Source organism: Pseudoduganella lutea (assembly GCF_004209755.1).
GTDB classification, from domain to species: Bacteria; Pseudomonadota; Gammaproteobacteria; order Burkholderiales; family Burkholderiaceae_D; genus Rugamonas; species Rugamonas lutea.
Map to the genome: position 1 here is coordinate 4891668 of NZ_CP035913.1, position 20524 is coordinate 4912191.

Genomic DNA, 20524 nt, shown 5'->3' on the forward strand with positions numbered 1-20524 from the left:
TCTCAGCCGTCGTTGCAGGCACTCTCGCCGCCACGACTGGAACAGATGCGCACCCGGCACAGCCGGCCTTCCTCGCCGCCCACTCGCCAGCAGCGCTGCAGCAGGCTTTCCGTGCTGTCGCCGGTGCGCGGTTCGACCACGTCGCGCTCATCGGCATGCGCGACCAGGGCGGACAGCAAGACCACGTCGGTATCGGCTGCCGTCCGCGGCGTGCGGCGGACTGGCTCGCGAGCTGCCACGACCTGCCGCGCCTTGGGCTTCGCTGCGGGTTTCGGCTTGGGATGCAACGACGCCTTTGCCACCCGGTCATGGCGGACCATTGCCGCGATCCGGGCTGGCGCCGGCACGGCGGCCGGTGTCGGCAATATGGACAGTGAAGGCTGGGCGGGCGGCAGCGCTTCGTCGACGATCTCGGCCGCTTCTCCGATTTCCGCTGAAGATGCCGACGGTGACAGCGCGGCTTGCACCATGGGCGGCAGCGTTTCATGCACGATCACGGGCGACGGCCCGCTGTACAGCCACCAGGCCACCAATGCGCCAAGCAGCACGCCACTGCACACGAGCAGCGATGCGCCGCGCGCGGCAGAGGGTGCAGAAGAGGGCGCGACGGTGCCGGGGCGCCGCGGCGTTTCCACGCCCTTGTGTTCGAGACTGGCCAGTATGCCCTTGCCGGGTTTTGATCGATCCAAGATTGTTCTCCAAAGCTTGATGTGGGCGTCTTGCACGGGTGGCCCGCTGGCTTACGATGGGCCCGTCCGACGATTAGTTTCGCGCGGGCATTTTTTCATCGTGTTGACGGAGCGCACCATGTTTCTCTTTTCCATATTCGTGTTGTTCCTCACCGCCTGCCTGGCGGGCTGGCTGCTGGTGTTCCCGGCTGGGCGGGACGCGGCCGGCGCGGTGGCGCTGCGGCTGGGGCGCGATGTCGACCGGGCCCGCAAGGACGTCACCGCGCACGGGTCCCGGGGCATGCTGGAGGCGGGGCGCGGCATGCGGGCCTTCCTTGCAAGGCTGGGGCGGCTCTTGCGGCGCTCCCCCCTCCTGACCGCCGCCTGCGCCGCCTTGATATTGCTGCCGCCACTGGCCGCGCTGTCGCTGGCCGGGCGCACGGAACTGCCCGGCGTTGCCGCGCCGGACCCCGCCGTCAACGAACAGGTCGCCGACCTGCTGCGCGGCGAACGGCTGGCCGCACCGGCGCCGTTGCCGCCTGCCGCCTTCACCACGGCGGAAGTGACGCTGGTGCGCCCGCAACTGGCCGGCGCGAACCGCAATTGGGACCTGCTGGACCCGGATTTCACGCAGCGCCTGCTGCTCATGTTCAAGGTCATGCGCGACCAGTACGGCTACGAAATGGTGCTGCTGGAAGGTTATCGCAGCCCCGAGCGGCAGAACCGGCTCGCTGACGCCGGCGGTCATGTCACGAATGCGCGTGCCTTCCAGAGCTGGCACCAGTTCGGCCTGGCGGGCGACTGCGCCTTCCTGCGCAATGGAAAAGTCGTGATCTCGGAAAAGGATCCGTGGGCGATGCGCGGTTACGAGCTGTACGGCCAGGTGGCGGAAGCGGCCGGCATGACGTGGGGCGGGCGCTGGAAGATGATGGATTTCGGCCACGTGGAACTGCGGACACAACGCCGCCGGTAGTTGCGCACAGTCAATAAATTTCCTCAAGGATAGTGGCACCATCATCCGATCCGAAACGAACGGGTGCCACATGATGCGACGAATCTGGTTGTTCCTGACGGACTCCCGTCACTTTGCGATCCTTGGCCTGGCCGCGATGGCCGGTCTGTACTACCTCGGTGCCGAGCTGCTGGAGCTGGCGCTGATCTGGGCAATCGGGGCCGCCTGTACGACAGTGCTGCTCTGGCTGCTCGTGCGGTGGCTGCGGCGCGTGCTCGCGGCGCGGCGCGCGGCGCGGCTGGAGAGCGCGATCGGGGAAAGCGCCGAACCGGCAGCCGCCGGCGACGATGTGGACGTGCTCCGCACCGGCTTGCTGAAGGCGATCGACACGATCCGCGGTTCGAAGCTGGGCATCACATCGGGCAGTCGCGCGCTGTACGAGCTGCCGTGGTACATGATCATCGGGAACCCGGCCGCCGGCAAGAGCAGCGCGGTCGTCCATTCTGGCCTGCAGTTCCCGATCGCCGACAGCAAGGTGGTGCAGGGTGTCGGCGGCACCCGCCATTGCGACTGGTTCTTCACCACCGAAGGCATCGTGCTCGATACGGCGGGCCGCTACTCGGTGGACGACGAGCATCGCGGTGAATGGCACGGTTTCCTCGACCTCCTCAAGAAGCACCGCACGCGTGCGCCGATCAACGGCATCCTCGTCGCCGTCAGCATCGCGGAACTGCGCGGCGCCGATGCCGATGCCGGCATGCGCCTGGCGCGCAGCCTGCGCAAGCGCGTGCAGGATCTGATCGAACGGCTCGAAGTGTTCGCACCGGTCTACGTGGTCTTCACCAAGGCCGACCTGATCGCCGGCTTCACGGAATTCTTCGCACCCTTCGAGCGCGCCGAGCGCGAACGGCCGTGGGGCGCCACGATGCCTTACCAGCGCAAGATCGGCACGCAGGCCATCCTTGCCTTCTTCGACGGCGCGTTCGACGAACTGCATGAAGGGCTGAAGGAAACCTGCATCGCCAACATGTCGCTGCGGCGGCGCGACGTGCCACCGTCGGGCGCGTTCACGTTCCCGCTCGAATTCGCGTCGCTGCGCGTGCCCCTGCGCGCCTTCCTGGCCACGCTGTTCGAGGAAAACCCGTTCCAGTTCAAGCCCTTGTTCCGCGGCTTCTATTTCACCAGTGCGCTGCAGGAGGGCGTGCCCGAGTGCCCGCAGTCGCGACTCGTGGCCGAGCGCTTCGCGCTGTCGTGCCGCACCGAACCCGCGCCGCGCGAAGAAGTGCGCCAGGCCGGCTACTTCCTGCTGGACCTGTTCCGCAAGGTGATCTTCGAAGACCGTAACCTGGTCTCGCAATATGCCAGCCGCAGCAAGCAGCAATGGAAGTACGGCGCCTTCGTCATGGTGGCCGTGGCGCTCGGGGTATCGCTGGCGGGGTGGAGCTGGTCCTACCTCGGCAACCGGCAACTGCTGGCAACGGTGCAGGGCGATCTCGACAAGGTGGTGCGCCTGCAGGATGGTCGCCTGGACCTGCAGTCGCGGCTGGAGGCGCTGGACGTGCTGCAGCAGCGCATCGCGCAGCTGGAAAACTACCGCCTGGAACATCCATGGGCGCTGTCGCTCGGCCTGTACCAGGGCGACCTGCTGGAGCGCAAGCTGCGCGAGGAATTCTTCGGCGGCGTGCGCGAGGTGATGGTGAAACCCGTCACGGCCAACCTGGAGGCGCTGCTGTACGAGATGAACGCGAACGCCAGCCAGCTCGCCGCGCCCGCAACGGCGGCGCAGCAGCCCGCGCAAGGCACTGCGCGCGCGTATGCCGACGCGTCGCCCACCAGCGTGGAAGATGCCTACAACGCGCTGAAGACGTACCTGATGCTGGCCGACCCGGCGCACGCCGAGCCGGGCCACCTGAACGATCAGCTGACCCGTTTCTGGCGCGGCTGGCTGGAAGCGAACCGCGGTGCCATGCCGCGCGAGCAGATGATCCGCAGCGCCGAGCGGTTGATGACGTTCCACCTGGCGCACCTCGGCGATCCCTCGTGGCCGCGGATCGAGCAGAAGCTGGCGCTGGTGGACACGGCGCGCGAGAACCTGCGGCGTGTCGTGCGCGGCATGCCGGCGCGCGACCGCGTGTATGCCGAGATCCGCGCCCGCGCCGCAACGCGCTTCCCGGCCATGACCGTCGGCCGCATCGTCGGCGAACAGGATGCGGCGCTGGTGCAGGGCAGCCATGCGGTGTCCGGCACGTTCACCCGCCAGGCATGGGAAAGCTACGTGGCCGGCGCGATCCGCGACGTGTCGGCAAAGGAGCTGCAAAGCACCGACTGGGTGCTGAAGACATCCAGCCGCGACGACCTCACTCTGGAGGGCAGCCCGGAACAGATCGAGAAGAACCTCGTCGACATGTATCTTGCCGACAAGGCAGCCGCCTGGGCAGCGATGCCATTGCATCAATGGCTGCGCACCGTCGTCAAGGACGCCGGCCAGATGGCCCAGCTCGACGAACTGCTGGGCACTGTCGCGCCGCCGCCGGAGAACTGATACCCGTACCGTGTTCCGCTTGCATTCTCCCGGCGTTATCGTCAGACTGGCCTGAAAAGATAATGCAGGGAGGCAATTATGAACAATCTCCGGATCGGCGCGCGCCTTGCGCTCGGCTTCGCGCTCGTGCTGGTGCTGCTGGCAGTCATGACGATCACCGCCGTGACGCGCATGCAGGGCGCCAGCCGGCTGACCGACGAGCTGGTGACGCAGCGGGTGCACAACGAACGCCTGATGGCCGAATGGAACAAGGTCATCGAAGTCAACGCGGCCCGCACCATCGCCGCCTTCCTGGTGCCGGACGTGGCGGCGCAAAAGGCCATCGAGGCCACGATGGCCGCGTCGTCGAAGCGGGCGACGGAAATCCAGGACCAGCTGGGCAAGGAGCTGGTCGACGCCGAATCGCGCAGCGGCCACGCCGCTGTCATGGCAGCCCGCAAGGCGTACTCGGACATCCGCAAGACCATGCTGACGGCCAAGGCCGCCGGCGACAGCGCCACCGCGCAGCGCATCTACGGCGGCGAACTGAATACAACCCGTGAAGCCTACCTGGCCGCGCTGGCAAGCCTGCTGAAAACGCAGCAGACGGCGCTCGACGCCACCGCCGCCGAAATCCGTGCCAGCTATGCCGCCAGCCGCAACCTGCTGGTCGCGCTTGGCCTTGGTGCCATCGCGGCCGGCATCGCGCTTGCGTGGTACCTGACGCGCGCGATCACGGAGCCGCTGCACCAGGCCGTGCAGGTTGCCGAAAGCGTGTCGTCCGGCGACCTCACCAGCGTCATCGAAACCTCGCGCGGCGATGAAACGGGCCAACTGCTGCGCGCCCTGAAACGCATGAACGGCAGCTTGCTGACGATCGTCAGTCAAGTTCGCAACAGCACCGATACGATCGTCGGCGCCGCCAGTGAAATTGCCGCCGGCAACCTTGACCTGTCGTCGCGCACCGAACAGCAGGCCAGCGCGCTGCAGCAGACCGCCGCCACGATGGAAGAACTGACATCCACCGTGCGCTCGAACGCCGACAATGCGCGCGAGGCGCGCACGCTGGCCGACGGCGCGGCCGTCATCGCCGGCCAGGGCGGCACCGTGGTGGCCGATGTGGTGCACACGATGAAGGCCATCAACGCGTCGTCGGGCCGCATCGTCGACATCATCGGCGTCATCGACAGCATTGCGTTCCAGACCAATATCCTGGCGCTCAATGCCGCCGTCGAAGCGGCACGGGCGGGCGAGCAGGGCCGGGGCTTCGCCGTCGTGGCATCCGAAGTGCGCGCCCTGGCGGCACGGTCCGCGACGGCGGCACGGGAAATCAAGGAACTGATCGGCGACTCGGCGCAGAAGGTGCAGGCCGGTACCGCACTGGTGGACCGGGCCGGGGGAGCGATGGGCGATATCGTGGCGGCCATCGGCAAGGTCACGCAGATCATCAACGGCATCGCCGACGCCAGCGCCCAGCAGCAGGATGGCATCGAGCAGGTCAACCAGGCCATCTCGCAGATGGACCAGGTGACGCAGCAGAACGCGGCACTGGTCGAGCAGGCCGCCGCGGCGGCGGCCGCCATGCAGGACCAAGCGGGCCGGCTGGCCGACGCGGTGGCCGTGTTCCGGCTCGACACGGCGCCGCCATCGCGCCGCCGCGAAGACCCTCATGCGGGAACGAGGGCCTTGCTGCAAGCCTGAGCGCGGCTACAATGCGCGCATGACTTATTTGAAAACGGCGTCGAGAGCGGCGTCGAGAACGGCGTCTAGGCGGGCGCAATGCCCCACCTGCCTGCGCGCCGCCAGCACCTGCATCTGTCGCTGGATCGCGCCGGTCCATGCCGCCACCGCCGTGCTGATCCTGCAGCATCCGATGGAAACCGCGAATGCCAAGAACAGCGCGCGCTTGCTCCACCTGTGCCTGCCGGGCAGCACGCTCGTCGTCGGCGAAACGTTCGACGATCTCGCGCAGCTGCTCGATCCTTTGCATGATCCTTCATCGCGGCCGCCTTCGGCCGGACCGCGCCGCCCCGTGCTGCTGTATCCGGACACGCCGGGCGACCGCTCGCTCGGCATCGCGCCCCCGCCCGCATTCGCGCCGGCCGCGGCGCAAGACGTGATGCTGGTGGTGCTCGACGCCACGTGGCGCAAGAGCCGCAAGATGCTGTACCTGAATCCGGCATTGCAGGCATTGCCCCGGCTGGCGTTGCGCGACGTACCTGCCTCGCATTACCTGATCCGCAAGGCGCACGCGCCGGGGCAGTTGTCGACACTGGAGGCCACGGCCTACGCGCTGGCCCAGCTGGAGAACGACGAAGCCCGCTTCATGCCGCTGATCGCGGCATTCGACGGCTTCGTCGGCCAGCAGCAGGCGCTGGCCGACGCCGGTCGGGCCAATCCGGTCAGCTGATCAGCTTCAGTCCCGGCGGCAGCGCGTCGCCGAACATGCGTTGTTCGCTGGCCTGGTCCAGTTCGACGACATCGCGCACCATGGCGCCCCAGGTCGGCGGCGCACCCATGGCCGTCAGCCGGCGCAGCACTTCCTCGCGCAGGGCGGGGCTGATGTCGCGCGACCGGTCGCCCGTCATGCGCGCCAGGTGCGCGGCGGCAAAGCCGGCCGGCTCGATCTTCTTCCAGTCGAGCTTCAGGATTTCGCCCAGCCATGTTTCGACGGCAGCGGCCGGCGCCACTTCGTGCGCACTGCCGTGGAACGGCTTGCGCGCACCCACGCGGCCCAGTGCCCACAGGTAGCGGGTAAAACTGGCAGCGCCCTTCGCCTCGAACTTCGGGCCGCTGGTCGGCAGCTTGCGGATCGTGCCGATCATCCAGTCGCCGATCTCCGCCTTGTAGGCGGAAGGAATGCGCTCCAGCGAGGCGCCGAGGCGCAGCATGTCTTCCTCGCTGCCGTCGACCAGCGTGGCGGGGCGGGTGCCGCGTTCGGCCGCGCTGGCTTGCAGGTTGAAGGCGAAATCGTCCAGCAAGCGCAATTGCATCTCGGTCGTGAGGCCGCCGGCCACGCGGCGCCACAGCGTCCACCATTCGGCGCGCACCTGGCTGTCCTTGAAATACTGGGCGCCGCTGTCGAACAGCGCCCACAGCTGGCCGATGCGCCATTCGTCGAGCGGCGCGCCGAAGCCGGGCCGCAGGCACCAGCCGGCCAGGTTGAGCCACACGCGCTCGTGCTCGGGTGAACGGCGGCGGCCCTTGGCGCGCTGCATCAGCGCGTCGAACAGGTGCCGCAGCAGCGGCGTGGGCCACCGCTCGCGGCTGCCCAGCAGCTGTTCGAGCTGGCCGCGCAGCTGGCGCACTTCCTTGCTCTCGACGTGCAGCACGCGCGAACCGAAGATGCGGTCGATTTTCTCCACGGCGTCGGCAAAGCGCGGCGGCGGTGCCACCGGTTCCTGCGTCTCGGCCGTTTCTTCTTCCACGCCGCGCAGCTGGAACTCCAGCAGCCAGCGCCGGCCGCTGGCCGCTTCCACGCAATGCACTTCCAGCGTGCCCACTTCGGACAGCGCCGCCGCCAGCCGCACCGGGATCTCCCTCGGCACCTTCGTGTTGTCGGTCTTGAGCACGGTGGAAATCGCCGGCAGCGGCACGTAGTCGGCCGGATCGAGGTCGGCCAGGTCGCCTGCGCCATGGCGCAGGTCGGTGACGGTGGAGACCAGATGGAAGCGCACCGGCCGGCCCACGCGCAGGCCGAACGTGCGGTCGGCCAGCGTGATCTCGCTGCCCGGCTGGGCGCCGCGCGGCAGGATGCACACGGCGCGGCGCTTCACGCCCGGCGCCTTGTCGGCGTCGAGCAGCAGGTAGTAGGCGCGCGCGGAACCGCCGGCGATCGACGGCGCCATGCCCTGTCGCGACAGCGAATAGGCGACACCGCCGCGGGCCACCGCCACGTCCGGATTATCGTTGTGCAGCACCTTGATCTGTCCCAGCCCTTGCTGGCTCCGCCAGCCGGACAGCGTATCGGCCAGCCGCCGCGCCAGCGTTTCGGCGCGGAACACGCCGCCGTTCAGCAGCAGCGTGTCCGGCACGGGGAACGTGGTGCCGTCGTCGATGCCGAGCGCGGCGCGGGCAGCCTGCGCATGCTGGCGCAGGAAGCTGGCGAGATGGCGCGTGACGGCGGCATCGCTGGCATACGGCAGCCCGAATTCGACGATGCCGCCGCGCGAGCGGCGCGCGTCGGCCTGGTCGGCGTTCAGCGGGAAGAAGCCTTCGACGACGACCTGCGCCACGTCGTCGCGCGTCAACGTCACGGAGCGGCTGCCGCCGATCAGCTTCGATCCGCTGCCCAGCAGCGTGACGTTGGCCTGCGAGGGGCCGCCGGCCGCCAGCAGCTGTTCCTTCGCGGCGCGGCAGCGCTCCGTGAGCTGCGCCAGCCGGCCAGCGGAAAGGCGCTGGGGGCTGTCGGCCGGCGCCAGCCGCGATTCGGCCAGGTGCGCCAGCGCGAGGTCCATGTTGTCGCCACCCAGGATCAGGTGGTTGCCCACGCCGATCCGCTCCAGCACCGGCTCGCCGTTCGCCACGCGGACCTGCACGAGCGAGAAGTCGGTGGTGCCGCCGCCCACGTCCGCCACCAGCACGAGGCGCGTATCGGCCAGCTCCCCGGCCAGCGTGGCGCGGTGGCGATACAGCCAGTCGTACAGCGCCGCCTGCGGTTCTTCCAGCAACCGCACGCCATGCAGGCCGGCCTGCTTGGCCGCTTCCAGCGTCAGTGCGCGCGCGCCTTCGTCGAACGACGCGGGCACGGTCAGCACGATGCGCTGGTCTTCCAGCAGGTGGTTGGGGAAACGGGCATTCCACGCGCCGCGCAGGTGCGCGAGGTAGCTGGCGCTGGCGGCCACGGGAGACACCTTCGGCACGCCCTCGGGCGCGCCCCATGGCAGGATCGGCGCCGTGCGGTCGACGCCGGGGTGCGACAGCCAGCTCTTGGCGCTGGCCACGTAGCGCCCCGTGACCTGGGCGCCCAGCGTGCGCGCCAGCCGGCCGACGACGAAGCGCTCCACGCCGGCCACGTCGGCCTGCACCCACGGCAATTGCAGCTCGGCCGGCCCCAGCTCGCCTTCGGCCGGGTGGTAGCGGTTCGATGGCAGCAGCAGCGCGCCATGGACTTCACCTGGCGCGGTCAGCTGGTCGATGTCCAGCAACTGCACTTCGGTGGCGCCGGGTGCCGCATAGGCCAGCACCGTGTTGGTGGTGCCGAGATCGATGCTGACCAGGTAGGGTGTCATTGCCCTTCGGCGTTGCCGCGCACGTCGAATTCCACCTTCCAGCGCTGGCCGTCATCGGCCACCGCCAGCAGTTCCAGCGTGCCGGCCTCGGTGGCATGCGCGTGCAGCCGCACCTGTACCACGTCGCCCGCCTGGCGGCCTTCCGGCGACAGCTCGGCCTGGATCTCGTTGAGCTCCACCAGTTCGTCCGGGCCCCAGAAATCAAGCACGGTGCCGATGGCATCCTGCCGGCGCGTGGACGAACCGAAGAAGCGGAACTGCACCGGCTCGCCGACAACGAGGCCGAACTCCTGGCCCGGCAATTCCAGTTCGCTGCCTTCTTCCATGCCGAACGGCGCCACGCACAGCGCCTGGATCGGCGGCTCCATGCCTGGGATGGCCGGCATCGACGATTCCACCGCCACGTAGTACGAGCGGGCCGTGCCGCCGCGAATGCGCACCCCGGTACCGCGGCGCACGTAGCTGTAGTAGGCCGCGCCACGCGCCACGGCGAGATCGAGGTCGGCGCCGCCCAGCATGCGTGCGGCTTCCGCGCCTTCCATGTACAGCCAGTCGTTGATCGTCTCCATTACCCGCCGGGCCAGCAGTTCGGATTTGAACACGCCGCCATTGAACAGCACCGCGCTCGGGTGCAGGAACGAGTGGTCCGGATTCTGCAGGTCGGCAAAGCCCGGCACGTCGGCCGTCGCGCCCTTCTGACGGCCCAGGAAGGCGGCCAGGTGGCGCGTGATCGCGGCATCCTGCGCATAGGGCAGGCCCAGTTGCGTCAGGCCGGCGCGGGTGCGCACGGCCGGGCGGGCCGCCGCTTCCACTTTCGGGAAGAAACCGTCGGTAATGAATGCCGTGACTTCGTCGCGGGTCAGTTCGGTGCGGATTGAGCCGCCGATCAGCTTGGAGCCGCGGCTCGGCACCACGATCGGCCAGGTCTGGGCGCTGGCGTCGGCCAGCAGGTTTTCCTTGGCGGCGCGGCAGCCGTAGGTCAGCGCGCGCAGTTGCCACGGGTCGAGCTGCGTGCCGTTCGCGGCAAGCTTGCGCGCCACGAGGTGGGCGAGGGCGAGGTCCATGTTGTCGCCGCCCAGCAGGATATGGTCGCCCACGGCCACGCGGTGCGGTTCCAGCACGCCATCGCGCTCGGTGATGGCGATCAGCGAGAAGTCGCTGGTACCGCCGCCGACGTCGACGACGAGGATGATGTCGCCAGGCTTGACTTCCTTGCGCCAGCGGCCTTCGCTGCCCTGGATCCAGCTGTACAGCGCGGCCTGCGGTTCTTCCAGCAGGGTCACGGCCTGGTAGCCGGCGGCACGGGCCGCCTCGGCGGTCAGCTCGCGCGCCGCGGGGTCGAACGAGGCGGGGATCGTCACCGTCACGGCCTGCTCGCCGAATGGCGCATCCGGGTGCGCCGTGTTCCATGCCTGGCGCAGGTGCGCCAGGTAGCGGGTGGACGCTTCCAGCGGCGACACGCGGGTCACTTCTTCCGGCGCGTCGTTCGGCAGGATCGCGGCGCGGCGGTCCACGCCGGGGTGGCACAACCAGCTCTTCGCGCTCGACACGAGGCGGATCGGCGTGGTGGCGCCGCGGCTGCGCGCCATCTCGCCGGCAACCGAGGTTTCACCTTCCGAGCTCCACGGCAGCGCCAGTTCGCCCGGCGGCAATTCATCGGGGTGCGGCAGGTACAGGAACGAGGGCAGCAGCGGCAGGTCTTCCACCGTGCCTGGCGCCGTCAGCTGGGGTACGCCCAGCACCGACTGCTGCGTCTTTTCGCCATCGCTGCCCGCCAGGTCCACATAGGACAGCGCGCTGTGCGTGGTGCCCAGGTCGATGCCGATCGCAAAGCGTGGCGTGTTGGTGGTTTCGCTCACAGTTCCACCTCCGCCGGCGCCAGCACTTTCGCGTCATGCGCTTCGGCCAGCTTCGGCAGGCGCACGGCCGTGGCGCGCCAGCCGCGGTGGCTCAGCGTGCCCTTGAATGGCGGCTTGCCGACGACGTTGCCGGTCAGGCGCACGGCGGCGGCATCGAAGCCTTCTTCCAGCGTCACGCGGCTGCCTTCGGCTTCGGCGCGGGCCGGTTCGATCGTGAAGTGTTCCTTCAGCACCTTGCTGCAGCCTTCGTGCACCACGCGCGCGGCGGCGCCGATGTCGGCATCCGAATAGCCGGCCAGGTTTTCCTGCGTGAAATCGATAAGGCGCGCTTCGCGCTGCAGCAGCGACAGCAGTTGCAGCGCGGCATCCGGCGTGGCTTCGCGCAGCGGTGGGGCCACCGGCGCAGGTGCGGGGGCCGGGACGGGCGCAGGAGCCGGCGGCGGCGGGGGAGCTGAAGGAGCAGAAGGAGCCCTGATGGGGCCGACCTGGTCGTTCTGGAAGCGGGCGGCGAATTCGGCGTCACCGAGCGTCTTGAAGAAGGCGCTGAACGCAAGCGGGATCCTCGCCAGGAAGGACGGAGTAGTCGTGGTCATATTGGGTTTGTAGGGTGGGGCCCGGTTCGATACCGGACGGACAATTGCGAATCATACCAGTTGAGGAACTGCCAACGCACGTGCGGTGGTTGCATGCCCTTGAAAACAGGCCTAGAATACTGTATATACATACAGTTATAGTGAAACGCTGGAGCTCCCATGCACCGAGATAACTTCACCACAAGTAACTTGTTTTCAAGTCACCTCGCCACGGACCGCGAGCCTCATGCCGGGCAAGTCATGTCCATGCCCCGGTCGTTGAAGGCGCTGAAAGGGCGCGGCGCCGTCACGAACGTGCAGGGCCGCTACGAGCTGGACGTGCGCGAAACCTTCGACGATGGCTGGTTGCGCGAGGAAGAGGAACCCCGGGTCTGGCGCACCCAGGTGACCGAGGAAACGGCGAAATCGATCCTGTCGCGCAACCAGTCGCCGGACATTCCCTTTGGCGTATCGCTGAATCCCTACCGAGGTTGCGAGCACGGCTGCATCTACTGCTTTGCCCGGCCCACGCACAGCTACCTGGGCCTGTCGCCCGGGCTTGATTTCGAGAGCAAGCTGTTTGCAAAGATGAATGCGCCGGACCTGCTGCGCGGCGAACTGTCGAAGCCCGGCTACACGGTGGAGCCGATCGCGCTGGGCGTCAATACCGATGCCTACCAGCCGGTCGAGCGGGAACTGAAGCTCACACGGCGCGTGCTCGAGGTCTTGCAGGAATGCCGGCACCCGGTGGGGCTGATCACGAAATCCGCGCTGATCGAACGCGACATCGACATCCTCGCGCCCATGGCGGAAAAGCGCCTGGCCGCGGCGTCGATCACGCTGACCACGCTCGACCCGAAGATCGCTCGCACGCTGGAACCGCGCGCCGCCGCGCCCGAGCGCCGGCTGCGCGCCATCCGCACGCTAACGGAGGCGGGCATCCCGGTCGGCGTGTCGGTCGCACCGATCATTCCGTTCGTCACGGAGCCGGAAATCGAGAAGATCATCGAGGCGGCATTCGATGCCGGCGCCGTCCAGGCCAGCTACGTGGTGCTGCGGCTGCCGTGGGAAGTCAATCCCCTGTTCCAGCAATGGCTGGAAGCCCACTTCCCGGACCGCGCCCAGCGCGTGATGAACCGCGTTCGCGAAATCCATGGCGGCAAGGATTACGACGCCTCGTTCGCCACGCGGATGAGCGGCCAGGGTCTGTGGGCCGACCTGATCCGCCAGCGGGTGGAAAAAGCCATCCAGCGTTGCGGCATGGCGGGGCGGGGCAGCCGGTTCCGGCAGCTCGATTGCACGCGGTTCCGGCCGCCACTGGTCGTGCCGCAGATGGGAGCGAAAGCGAAGCAGGCCGAGGCGGCAGGGCAGTTGAGCCTGTTTTGATGGCCGCCCTGGATGATCTGGTTGACGCAGGTTGATGACAGTAACTTGCACCGGTTTGCGTAACCGATCCAACTTCTGACAGATGCCGAGCCAGGAACAGGATTTCCTAACATCAACATTTGACATTTATCAGAGTAGTGAAACGATGCCCATGATTAAATTATTTCCTATTGGAACTAATTTATCAGTAGCGCCCACCCTTTGTGGCCGGGCGCTGCCCGCCGGGGGAAATCGTGTTTATCTCTACATCCAGGATCGTCATTTGCCATCCCGTATGGCGCTATCTCTGGCCATTCCAATCCAGGGGCCGGTTGATTTCATATGCGATGCTGCTTCCAGCCGGCTTGCTGGCAATATCGTCCCTGCTGTATTTCCTCGCCCGGGGGCGCCACTGTTACCGGTTCTGCTGGTGGGGGCAATGGGTGGCATTCCGGTATCGTATGCCATGCTGCCGGCGGAAATGACGATACGCACGAGCGGCGGCACCGGCAAAGTCGCGCGCGCGATCCGCGAACATATCCTGGCATCGAGTTACATGATCACGGCAATGGGCAACGGCGCAATCCGCTATACGCCTGTCGGTTCGCGCTGGTTGCGGTGGGGTGAAAATAAGGTCACTGTGTCGCCATGCGGGGATTCCATGCTCCTCCTCCAGGGCTCCGTATTCGGCCTTTTCAGGCTCCGGAAACTGCTGGAAGGTTCCCGGGCCGGCCCCAGCGGCGTCATATCAACTGCGAGCTGAGCGACAGCGGGCCGAGGCCTTATGGCCGAGGCCTTATCCGCCGGCAAGCGCCAGCAAATGGCGCTCGATCGCGAAAACATGCTCATCCTCGTGCCCCATCGCGCGCAGCGCATGTGCTAGGTGCACGAGGTATTCCACATTCGGCCCGCTCGGGCCGCGCGCGGCGGCGATATGCCGGGCGATATCGGCTTCCGACGCTTCGCCCAGATAAGCCGCATTGTCGTGCCGCGCAATGTAGACCAGGCCGGTCTCGCTGCCGCCATCGTCGAAGCGGATATCGATTGGCAGCCGCAGGTAGCCGTTCTTTTCGCGGTGATCGAGGTGCGCGAATTCTTCCGGCGTCACCAGGTAAGCCATGCCGTGACACACGGCGCCTTCCTGCGGCACGAGCGTGACGACGCGGCCCGGCGCCTCCAGCGTGCCGCGATGGTCGTGCGAGCCTTGCCAGAAGCGGCGCACCCAGCCGGCGATACTGGCCGGGCGCCGTTCGATAAAGGGGAAATCGGCTTTCCAGATCAGCGAACCGTAGCCGAACAGCCACACGTTGTGGTGGCGATCGAACAGATCCATCGCGCGGTTGATCTCGATGGTGTTGTGCGACATGAGCGGAAAAGGGATGGTGGACCAGCAATTATATGCGGTGACAGGCAGCAGGGCGTCCGTCAACCGCGCACCACGCGATCGCGGCCTTCCTGCTTGGCGCGGTATAACGCCCCGTCGGCGCGCATCAGCAGCGTCGAGGGCTTGTCGCCGGCGATCGCTTCGGCCACGCCGATGCTGATCGTCAGCGTTACTTCCCGTCCATCCTCGGCATGCACGAGGATCGCGGCGGCCGCGGCGCGCAGCCGTTCCGCCGCCACGGCGGCCACCGCGACCTCCGTTTCCGGCATCAGCACCACGAATTCCTCGCCGCCAAAGCGCGCCGCCGTGTCGATCGCGCGCAGCGATTCGGCCAGCAGCTTCGACACGGCCACGATGGCCCGGTCACCCGTGTCGTGGCCGAACGTATCGTTGATGCGCTTGAAGAAGTCGATGTCCACCATCAGTACCGACAACGGATGGCCGAAGCGGCGCGCACGTTCCAGCTCGCCCGCGATCTGTTCCGTCATCTTGCGGCGGTTGGCGATGCCGGTCAGCGGGTCGGTGGTCGCCAGCTGTTCCAGCCGGGTGTTCGCCATCAGCAGTTCCAGCGTACGCTGCAGCACACGGTCTTCCAGGTTGTTGCGTTCATCGTTCAGCGCGGCCAGCGTGCGGCGCCGGTCGCGCAGCGCGACCACCAGCGCCGAGATGAGCGCCCCTTGCAACACGATCAGCGTAAGGCCGGAAACGATCTGCCAGCGATACCGGTCCCATACACTGTCCGGCTGGTTCAGCAGCTTCGCCTCGGGCGGCAGGTCGCGCAGTCCATGGCGGCTGACCGTCGGCGCATCGAAGACATAGCGCTGCAGCGGGATATCGTCGATACGGGCACCCAGCATGATGCGGCCGATCACGCGCCCGATGCCTTCGCCGCTGATGACGTAGCCGCCGACCATGCCGGGCAACACGAGCGAATCCAGGTGGGTGAACACGGGCACCGCACTGGCCGCGGCGATGCGGTGCGCCAGGTCATGCGGATCGAGCTTGCCACCCCTGTCATTCAGGCCCGCGGCCAGCAGCAGCAGGGCGCTGTGCCGGTCCAGCGTCGACAGCTTGCGCGACACCTGCTCGAAGTCGTCATCGGTCCAGTACTCGAAAGCGAGCCTGCCGGCATAGCGCGGTGCGGCTGCCCGGATCGCGAGGATCCAGCGCTGCACGCGCGCGCTGTTGTCGCCGATCACGACCAGGCGCCGAACATTCGGCGCGGTGCGTGGCACGATGCCGACCGCACGGCTGAAATCCGGGTCGGTGTTGATCGACGAGCCGTCCGTCGGCCGCCAGCCGGTATGGCCGTAATTGACGTAGAAGCGCTGCACCCCGGGGAACAGCTCAGGGTGCGCGCCGAGGAAGATGGCGGCTGCCTGGCCCTCGGCGATGACCACGTCGAGCCCTGCGCGGGCATACTTGCTGCGCAGGTGAGGCGCCATGCCGGCCGTCGCGGCCTCGACTCCGACCCGGCCGGCATCGAGGCGCTCCTCGAAAATGACCGGCATGGGCACCATGCCGCGCCGGGCCAGCTCGTCATGCATGCCCTCCTGCAGCAGCCGCTGCCAGTTCGACATGGAATCCGGGCCCAGCGAATGCAGTAGCAGTACCCTGCGTTCGTCAGTGGCGCTGGCGCCTTGTGCCGGTTGCACGGCTAGCAAGAGTGCCAGCGCCAATACCGATGCCAATGCCAGCCAGCAGCCGGCCACCAGCGAAAGTCGCTGGCGGGGCGGCCGGGAATGCGGCTGGGAAAGTTGCATAAAATGCAACCTTGAATGCAGCGTGAAGAGCATTGATTGGTGGCAGGCGGATGGCGAAACGATTACGGACGAGTCGGGAAAAGACGCTCATGGCGTGACGAAGTTGGCGCAGCGCGCCAAGGATTGTTGCGTAGAAAGTGTAACACGGTCGTGCGGAATATTGTTTCTTATTGGAAATCATCCGTGGCCGTGTTGCAACAACGTGGGCTGCGCTCACGGCGGCGCGGCTTCGTGTTCCACGAGTGCCTGCAAGTCGCGCGCACTGACCGGCTTACCCAGGTGCGCTGTAAACCCGGCCGCGGTCGATCGGCGCTCGTCGGCTTGCTGGCCATACGCCACCAGACCGATCAGCCTGGTCTCGCGCAAGTGGGGCCGGCGGCGTAATTCCGCTGCCAGCTCGTAGCCGTCCATCCCCGGCAGGCCGATGTCCAGGATCGCCAGGTCCGGCGTCACGCTGTCGGCCAGTCGCAGCGCCATCGCGGGATCGGAAGCCGCATGCACCTCGTGGCCGCGCAGTTCAAGCAGCGCCCGCAAGCTCTCCAGCACGTTCGGGTTGTCGTCCACCAGCATGATCCGGCTGCGCCCGGCCGGCATCGAGGTGGACGACTGCGCGGAAGGCTGCGCGGCAGGATGGACAGCCGCCTGCGCGGCGCCGGGACCGGGCAGGGCGGCAGGCAGGGCGGTTTCCGGTACGCCGGCCGCGAGCGGCACGCGCACCTCGAACACGCTGCCCATGCCAGGGCCGCCGCTGCTGGCGGTCACGGTGCCGCCGTGCAATGTGACGATGCTCTTCACGATCGCCAGTCCCAGGCCCAGGCCGCCGCGCGAGCGGTCCAGCGCCTGGCGCTCCTGCACGAACTTGTCGAACAACTGGGGCAGCATCTCGCGCGAGATGCCGATCCCGGAATCGGTTACGCGGATGATCGCGTCGGTGCCGTGGCGGCGCGCCTCCAGGCCGATATCGCCGCCGTCACCCGTGTACTTGGCGGCATTCGTCAACAGGTTCGACAGCACCTGAACGAAGCGCACCGCGTCGGCATCCACCGCCAGCCCGGCCGGCGGCACAGCGAGGTGCAGGCGATGGCGGCGTTCCTCGAACAGCGGGCTGACCGTCTCCACCGCCTGCGTCGCCAGCGCCGCCAGTTCGATGCGCTCGCGCCGCAGCTCGAACTTGCCCTGGGCGATGCGGGCCACGTCGAGCAGGTCGTCGACCAGGCGCACCAGGTGGCGGGCCTGCCGTTCGATCACCGCGTGTTCCTTGCCGAGCGCGCCGATGCCTCGCAGCCGCATCAGTTCCAGCGCCACCAGGATCGGCGACAGCGGGTTGCGCAGCTCGTGGCCGAGCATGGCCAGGAATTCGTCCTTGGCGCGGTTGGCCACCTCGGCGTCGCTGCGCGCCCGCACCAGCGCCGTCACGTCGAACGCCACGATGGCCACACGGTCCGTCTGGCCGGCCGCGTTGCGGATCGGCTGGTGCACATAGTCGAAGAAGCATTCCTCCGGTGCGCCACCGGGCTGGCGCTGCAGCCATACCCGGCGTGCCTGGCCCACCGCCGGCTCGCCGCTGGCCAGCACGTGCTCCAGTTCCTCGAACAGCGCGGGGTCCGATATTTCCGCCAGCGCTTGCCGGAACGGCGTGCCCTGCACGTCGCGTCGCCCGATCAGGTCGGCGTAGCGCTCGTTCACCAGTTCGTAGACCAGGCTCGGCCCGCGCAGGATGGCGATCGCGGCCGGGGCCTGCTTGAAGACCTCGGCCATCCGTTCGGCATGGGCGCGTTCCACCTGGCGGATGCGGTAGCGGATCAGTTGGGATTCGATCCGCGTCAGCAGTTCGCGCGCCGAGAAGGGCTTGGCGAGGTAGTCGTCGGCACCGGCGTTCAGGCCCTCGATGCGCGCTTCCTCGCCGGCGCGGGCCGACAGCAGGATCACCGGCACGTCGTGCAGCGCATCGTCCGCCTGCACGGCGGCGATCAGGCCGAAACCGTCCAGTTCCGGCATCATCACGTCGGAAACGATCAGGTCCGGCCGCTCGCGCCGCGCCGCTTCGAGTGCGGCGCGGCCATTGGCCACGGCCGTCACGCGCCAGCGCTGGCGCAGCAGGCGTTCCAGGTAGCCGCGCATGTCGGCATTGTCGTCCGCCACCAGCACGTGGGCACCGTGCGCCAGTAGCGTGCGGTCTTCCTTTTCATCGTCGGCAAGCCGCGGCAACCAGCGCCGTGCCTCCGTCGTGTAGGCTTGCAGCGTGGCGGTCGAGGCGGTGCCATCGGCCCGTCCCGCCAGTTGTTCCTCCGGCAGGTGCGCCCGGCCCAGCGGCAGCGTCACCGTGAAGCAGGTGCCGGCGCCCGGTTCGCTGCGAACGCTGATCTCACCGTGATGCAGGTCGACCAGGTCGCGCACCAGCGCCAGGCCGATGCCCGAACCCTCGTGCGAACGCGAGCGCGCGCCTTCCACGCGCTGGAAGCGCTCGAAGATCTTGCCCAGGTGCGGGGCGGGAATGCCCACGCCGGAATCCTGCACCGTCAGCACCGCATGGCCATCCTGCTGCCGCAGCGCGACCGCGATGCGGCCCTCGAACGTGAACTTGAACGCGTTCGAGAGCAGGTTCAGCACGATCTTTTCCCACATCGCCGTATCCACCCAGGCCGGCGTGGGCAGGGGCTCGCACTGCACGTCCAGCGCCAGCCCGGCGCTCTCGACGATCGAACGGAAGCCGCTGGCCAGGTCGCCGGTGAGCGCGGCCAGGTCGACCTCGGCATACGATGCCTGCATGCGGCCGGCCTGCACGCGCGAGAAATCGAGCAGCGTGTTGACCAGCTTCTGCAGCCGCAACGCATTGTCATGCGCCAGTTCCAGCCGCTGGCGCTGGGCCGGCGGCAATGGCACCGCCTCGTCCGCCAGCGCATCTTCCACCGGGCCCAGCATCAATGTCAGCGGCGTGCGGAACTCATGACTCACATTGGAAAAGAACGCCGTCTTGGCACGGTCCAGTTCGGCTAGTGCATCGGCGCGGCGGCGCTGCTCCTCGGCCGCGGTGGCGTTCTGCAGCGCCGCCGCCACCTGGCCGGCGACCAGGCCGAAAAACGTGCGGTATTCGGCATCGAGCGGCCGCGCCGGATTGACACCCACGATCAGCGCGCCGGACGGCCGTGCCCGTCCGGGTATGGTCAGCGGCAGCGCCAGCGCCTGCATGACCGCTTGTCCGGCCACGCCAGCGGGAAGACCTTCAATGTGGCCGACCGGCACCACCCTGGCACTCCCGGTGGTGCAGATTTCAGCGATTGGCCATGGCGCGGCGGGGTCGTCGAGCGCGATGGCGGTCGGCGCCACGCCCTGGCCCGCCGGCAGGTGCGCCGCCTGCTGGAGCAGCACGGTGCCCATCCCGTTCCGGGTGTCGCCGTTGTCCGCCGCCAGGTAGAGCAGGGCGAACGGCATGTCGAGCGGATTGCGGCCTATGGTCGCCATCGCCGTCGCGCAGGCGCGCGCCACGCTGTCCTCGCCCAGGGCGGCGGCGGCCAGCGCCGACAGGGTCGCCAGCCGGCGCGTGTTCAGGTTGCTGGCGGTCACATCCGTCGATGGGCAGAACAGGCCACCCACCCCACCCGATTCATCGACGATCGGGCTATAGGAGAATGAATACCAGGTTTCTTCCAGGTAGCTGCCGCGGTTCATGTAGAGCTGCACGTTGGCGACGAACGTGGCTTCGGCCTGCTGGAACACCTTGTCGGCAAGCGGACCGCAAATGTCCCAGATTTCCGCCCATACCTGCGCGGCCGGCAGGCCCAGCACCCAGGGGTGCTTGGCGCGGCTGAGCACGTCCACATAGGCATCGTTGTACAGGAACGTGGCTTGCGGCCCCCAGCCGATCCAGATCGGATGGCTCGAGTTCAGCATCAGGCTCACGGTGGTGCGCAGGCTTTGCGGCCATGCCTCCAGCGGCCCCAGCGGCGTAGCCGACCAGTCATGCGCGGCAATCAGCCCCGGCATTTCGCCGGGTGCGTTCAGGAAACTCAGGTGGGCAGGCAGGACGGGCCGCGCCGGCTGCTCGTCATCTCTCAAGGCGCTCTCCGTCATGTGCAAATAATTTCAGCAATGTTGATTATCATTTACTCTACGTGACAGCGTGGCGGCACACAAGCCGCGCACGCTTGGAACGCTGGCGCAGCGGCATGCCGGCCCGCCAACGGCACTGGTTTGACAATCAATGACGTG

Annotated in this window: 13 protein-coding genes; 6 read left to right on the forward strand and 7 right to left on the reverse strand. The window is 67.8% G+C overall.

Going from position 1 to position 20524, the window contains the following annotated elements; all coding sequences use genetic code 11:
• Positions 1-2 precede the first annotated feature (2 nt).
• Positions 3-689 carry a hypothetical protein gene (locus EWM63_RS20890; protein WP_130188258.1) on the reverse strand — a complete coding sequence of 229 codons (687 nt, stop codon included), beginning with the start codon at positions 687-689 and terminating at the stop codon, positions 3-5.
• Positions 690-807: 118 nt separating this feature from the next.
• Between EWM63_RS20890 and EWM63_RS20895 the strand changes: the two genes are divergently transcribed.
• From EWM63_RS20895 to EWM63_RS20910, 4 genes are all read left to right on the forward strand, one after another.
• On the forward strand, positions 808-1641 hold the full coding sequence (locus EWM63_RS20895) for a M15 family metallopeptidase (protein WP_130188259.1): 834 nt from the start codon (positions 808-810) through the stop codon (positions 1639-1641).
• 73 nt (positions 1642-1714) lie between these two features.
• The gene (gene tssM, locus EWM63_RS20900) at positions 1715-4162 is read left to right on the forward strand and encodes a type VI secretion system membrane subunit TssM (protein WP_165391041.1); all 2448 of its coding nucleotides are present in this window, start codon (positions 1715-1717) and stop codon (positions 4160-4162) included.
• A gap of 78 nt (positions 4163-4240) precedes the next feature.
• Entirely contained in the window at positions 4241-5842 is a 1602-nt protein-coding gene (locus tag EWM63_RS32855) for a methyl-accepting chemotaxis protein (protein WP_130188261.1), read from the forward strand.
• Between the two features lie 19 nt (positions 5843-5861).
• Complete coding sequence (locus EWM63_RS20910) at positions 5862-6551, forward strand: tRNA-uridine aminocarboxypropyltransferase (protein WP_130188262.1); 690 nt, start codon at positions 5862-5864, stop codon at positions 6549-6551.
• Here EWM63_RS20910 and EWM63_RS20915 read toward each other — a convergent pair.
• From EWM63_RS20915 to EWM63_RS20925, 3 genes are read right to left on the reverse strand one after another with little or no spacing between them, the layout of a single operon-like run.
• Entirely contained in the window at positions 6544-9372 is a 2829-nt protein-coding gene (locus EWM63_RS20915; protein ID WP_130188263.1) for an Hsp70 family protein, read from the reverse strand. The genes EWM63_RS20910 and EWM63_RS20915 overlap by 8 nt on opposite strands.
• Positions 9369-11231, reverse strand: coding sequence for an Hsp70 family protein (locus tag EWM63_RS20920; protein WP_130188264.1), 1863 nt, complete (start codon positions 11229-11231; stop codon positions 9369-9371). Before EWM63_RS20920 ends, EWM63_RS20915 begins: the two co-directional genes overlap by 4 nt.
• Positions 11228-11824, reverse strand: a complete 597-nt coding sequence (locus tag EWM63_RS20925; RefSeq protein WP_130188265.1) for a DUF2760 domain-containing protein — start codon at positions 11822-11824, stop codon at positions 11228-11230. Before EWM63_RS20925 ends, EWM63_RS20920 begins: the two co-directional genes overlap by 4 nt.
• Before the next feature lie 240 nt (positions 11825-12064).
• Between EWM63_RS20925 and EWM63_RS20930 the strand changes: the two genes are divergently transcribed.
• The gene (locus EWM63_RS20930) at positions 12065-13189 is read left to right on the forward strand and encodes a PA0069 family radical SAM protein (RefSeq protein ID WP_130188266.1); all 1125 of its coding nucleotides are present in this window, start codon (positions 12065-12067) and stop codon (positions 13187-13189) included.
• 145 nt (positions 13190-13334) lie between these two features.
• Positions 13335-13931, forward strand: coding sequence for a hypothetical protein (locus EWM63_RS20935; RefSeq protein ID WP_207221125.1), 597 nt, complete (start codon positions 13335-13337; stop codon positions 13929-13931).
• Positions 13932-13964: 33 nt separating this feature from the next.
• On the opposite strand, the gene EWM63_RS20940 is transcribed toward EWM63_RS20935, so the two are convergent.
• The 3 genes from EWM63_RS20940 to EWM63_RS20950 form a co-directional block, all read right to left on the reverse strand.
• The gene (locus EWM63_RS20940; RefSeq protein WP_130188268.1) at positions 13965-14534 is read right to left on the reverse strand and encodes a gamma-glutamylcyclotransferase; all 570 of its coding nucleotides are present in this window, start codon (positions 14532-14534) and stop codon (positions 13965-13967) included.
• A 59-nt stretch (positions 14535-14593) separates the two neighbouring features.
• Positions 14594-16315, reverse strand: a complete 1722-nt coding sequence (locus tag EWM63_RS20945) for a GGDEF domain-containing protein (RefSeq protein WP_130188269.1) — start codon at positions 16313-16315, stop codon at positions 14594-14596.
• A gap of 213 nt (positions 16316-16528) precedes the next feature.
• Positions 16529-20371, reverse strand: coding sequence for an ATP-binding protein (locus EWM63_RS20950; RefSeq protein ID WP_207221126.1), 3843 nt, complete (start codon positions 20369-20371; stop codon positions 16529-16531).
• Positions 20372-20524 lie beyond the last annotated feature (153 nt).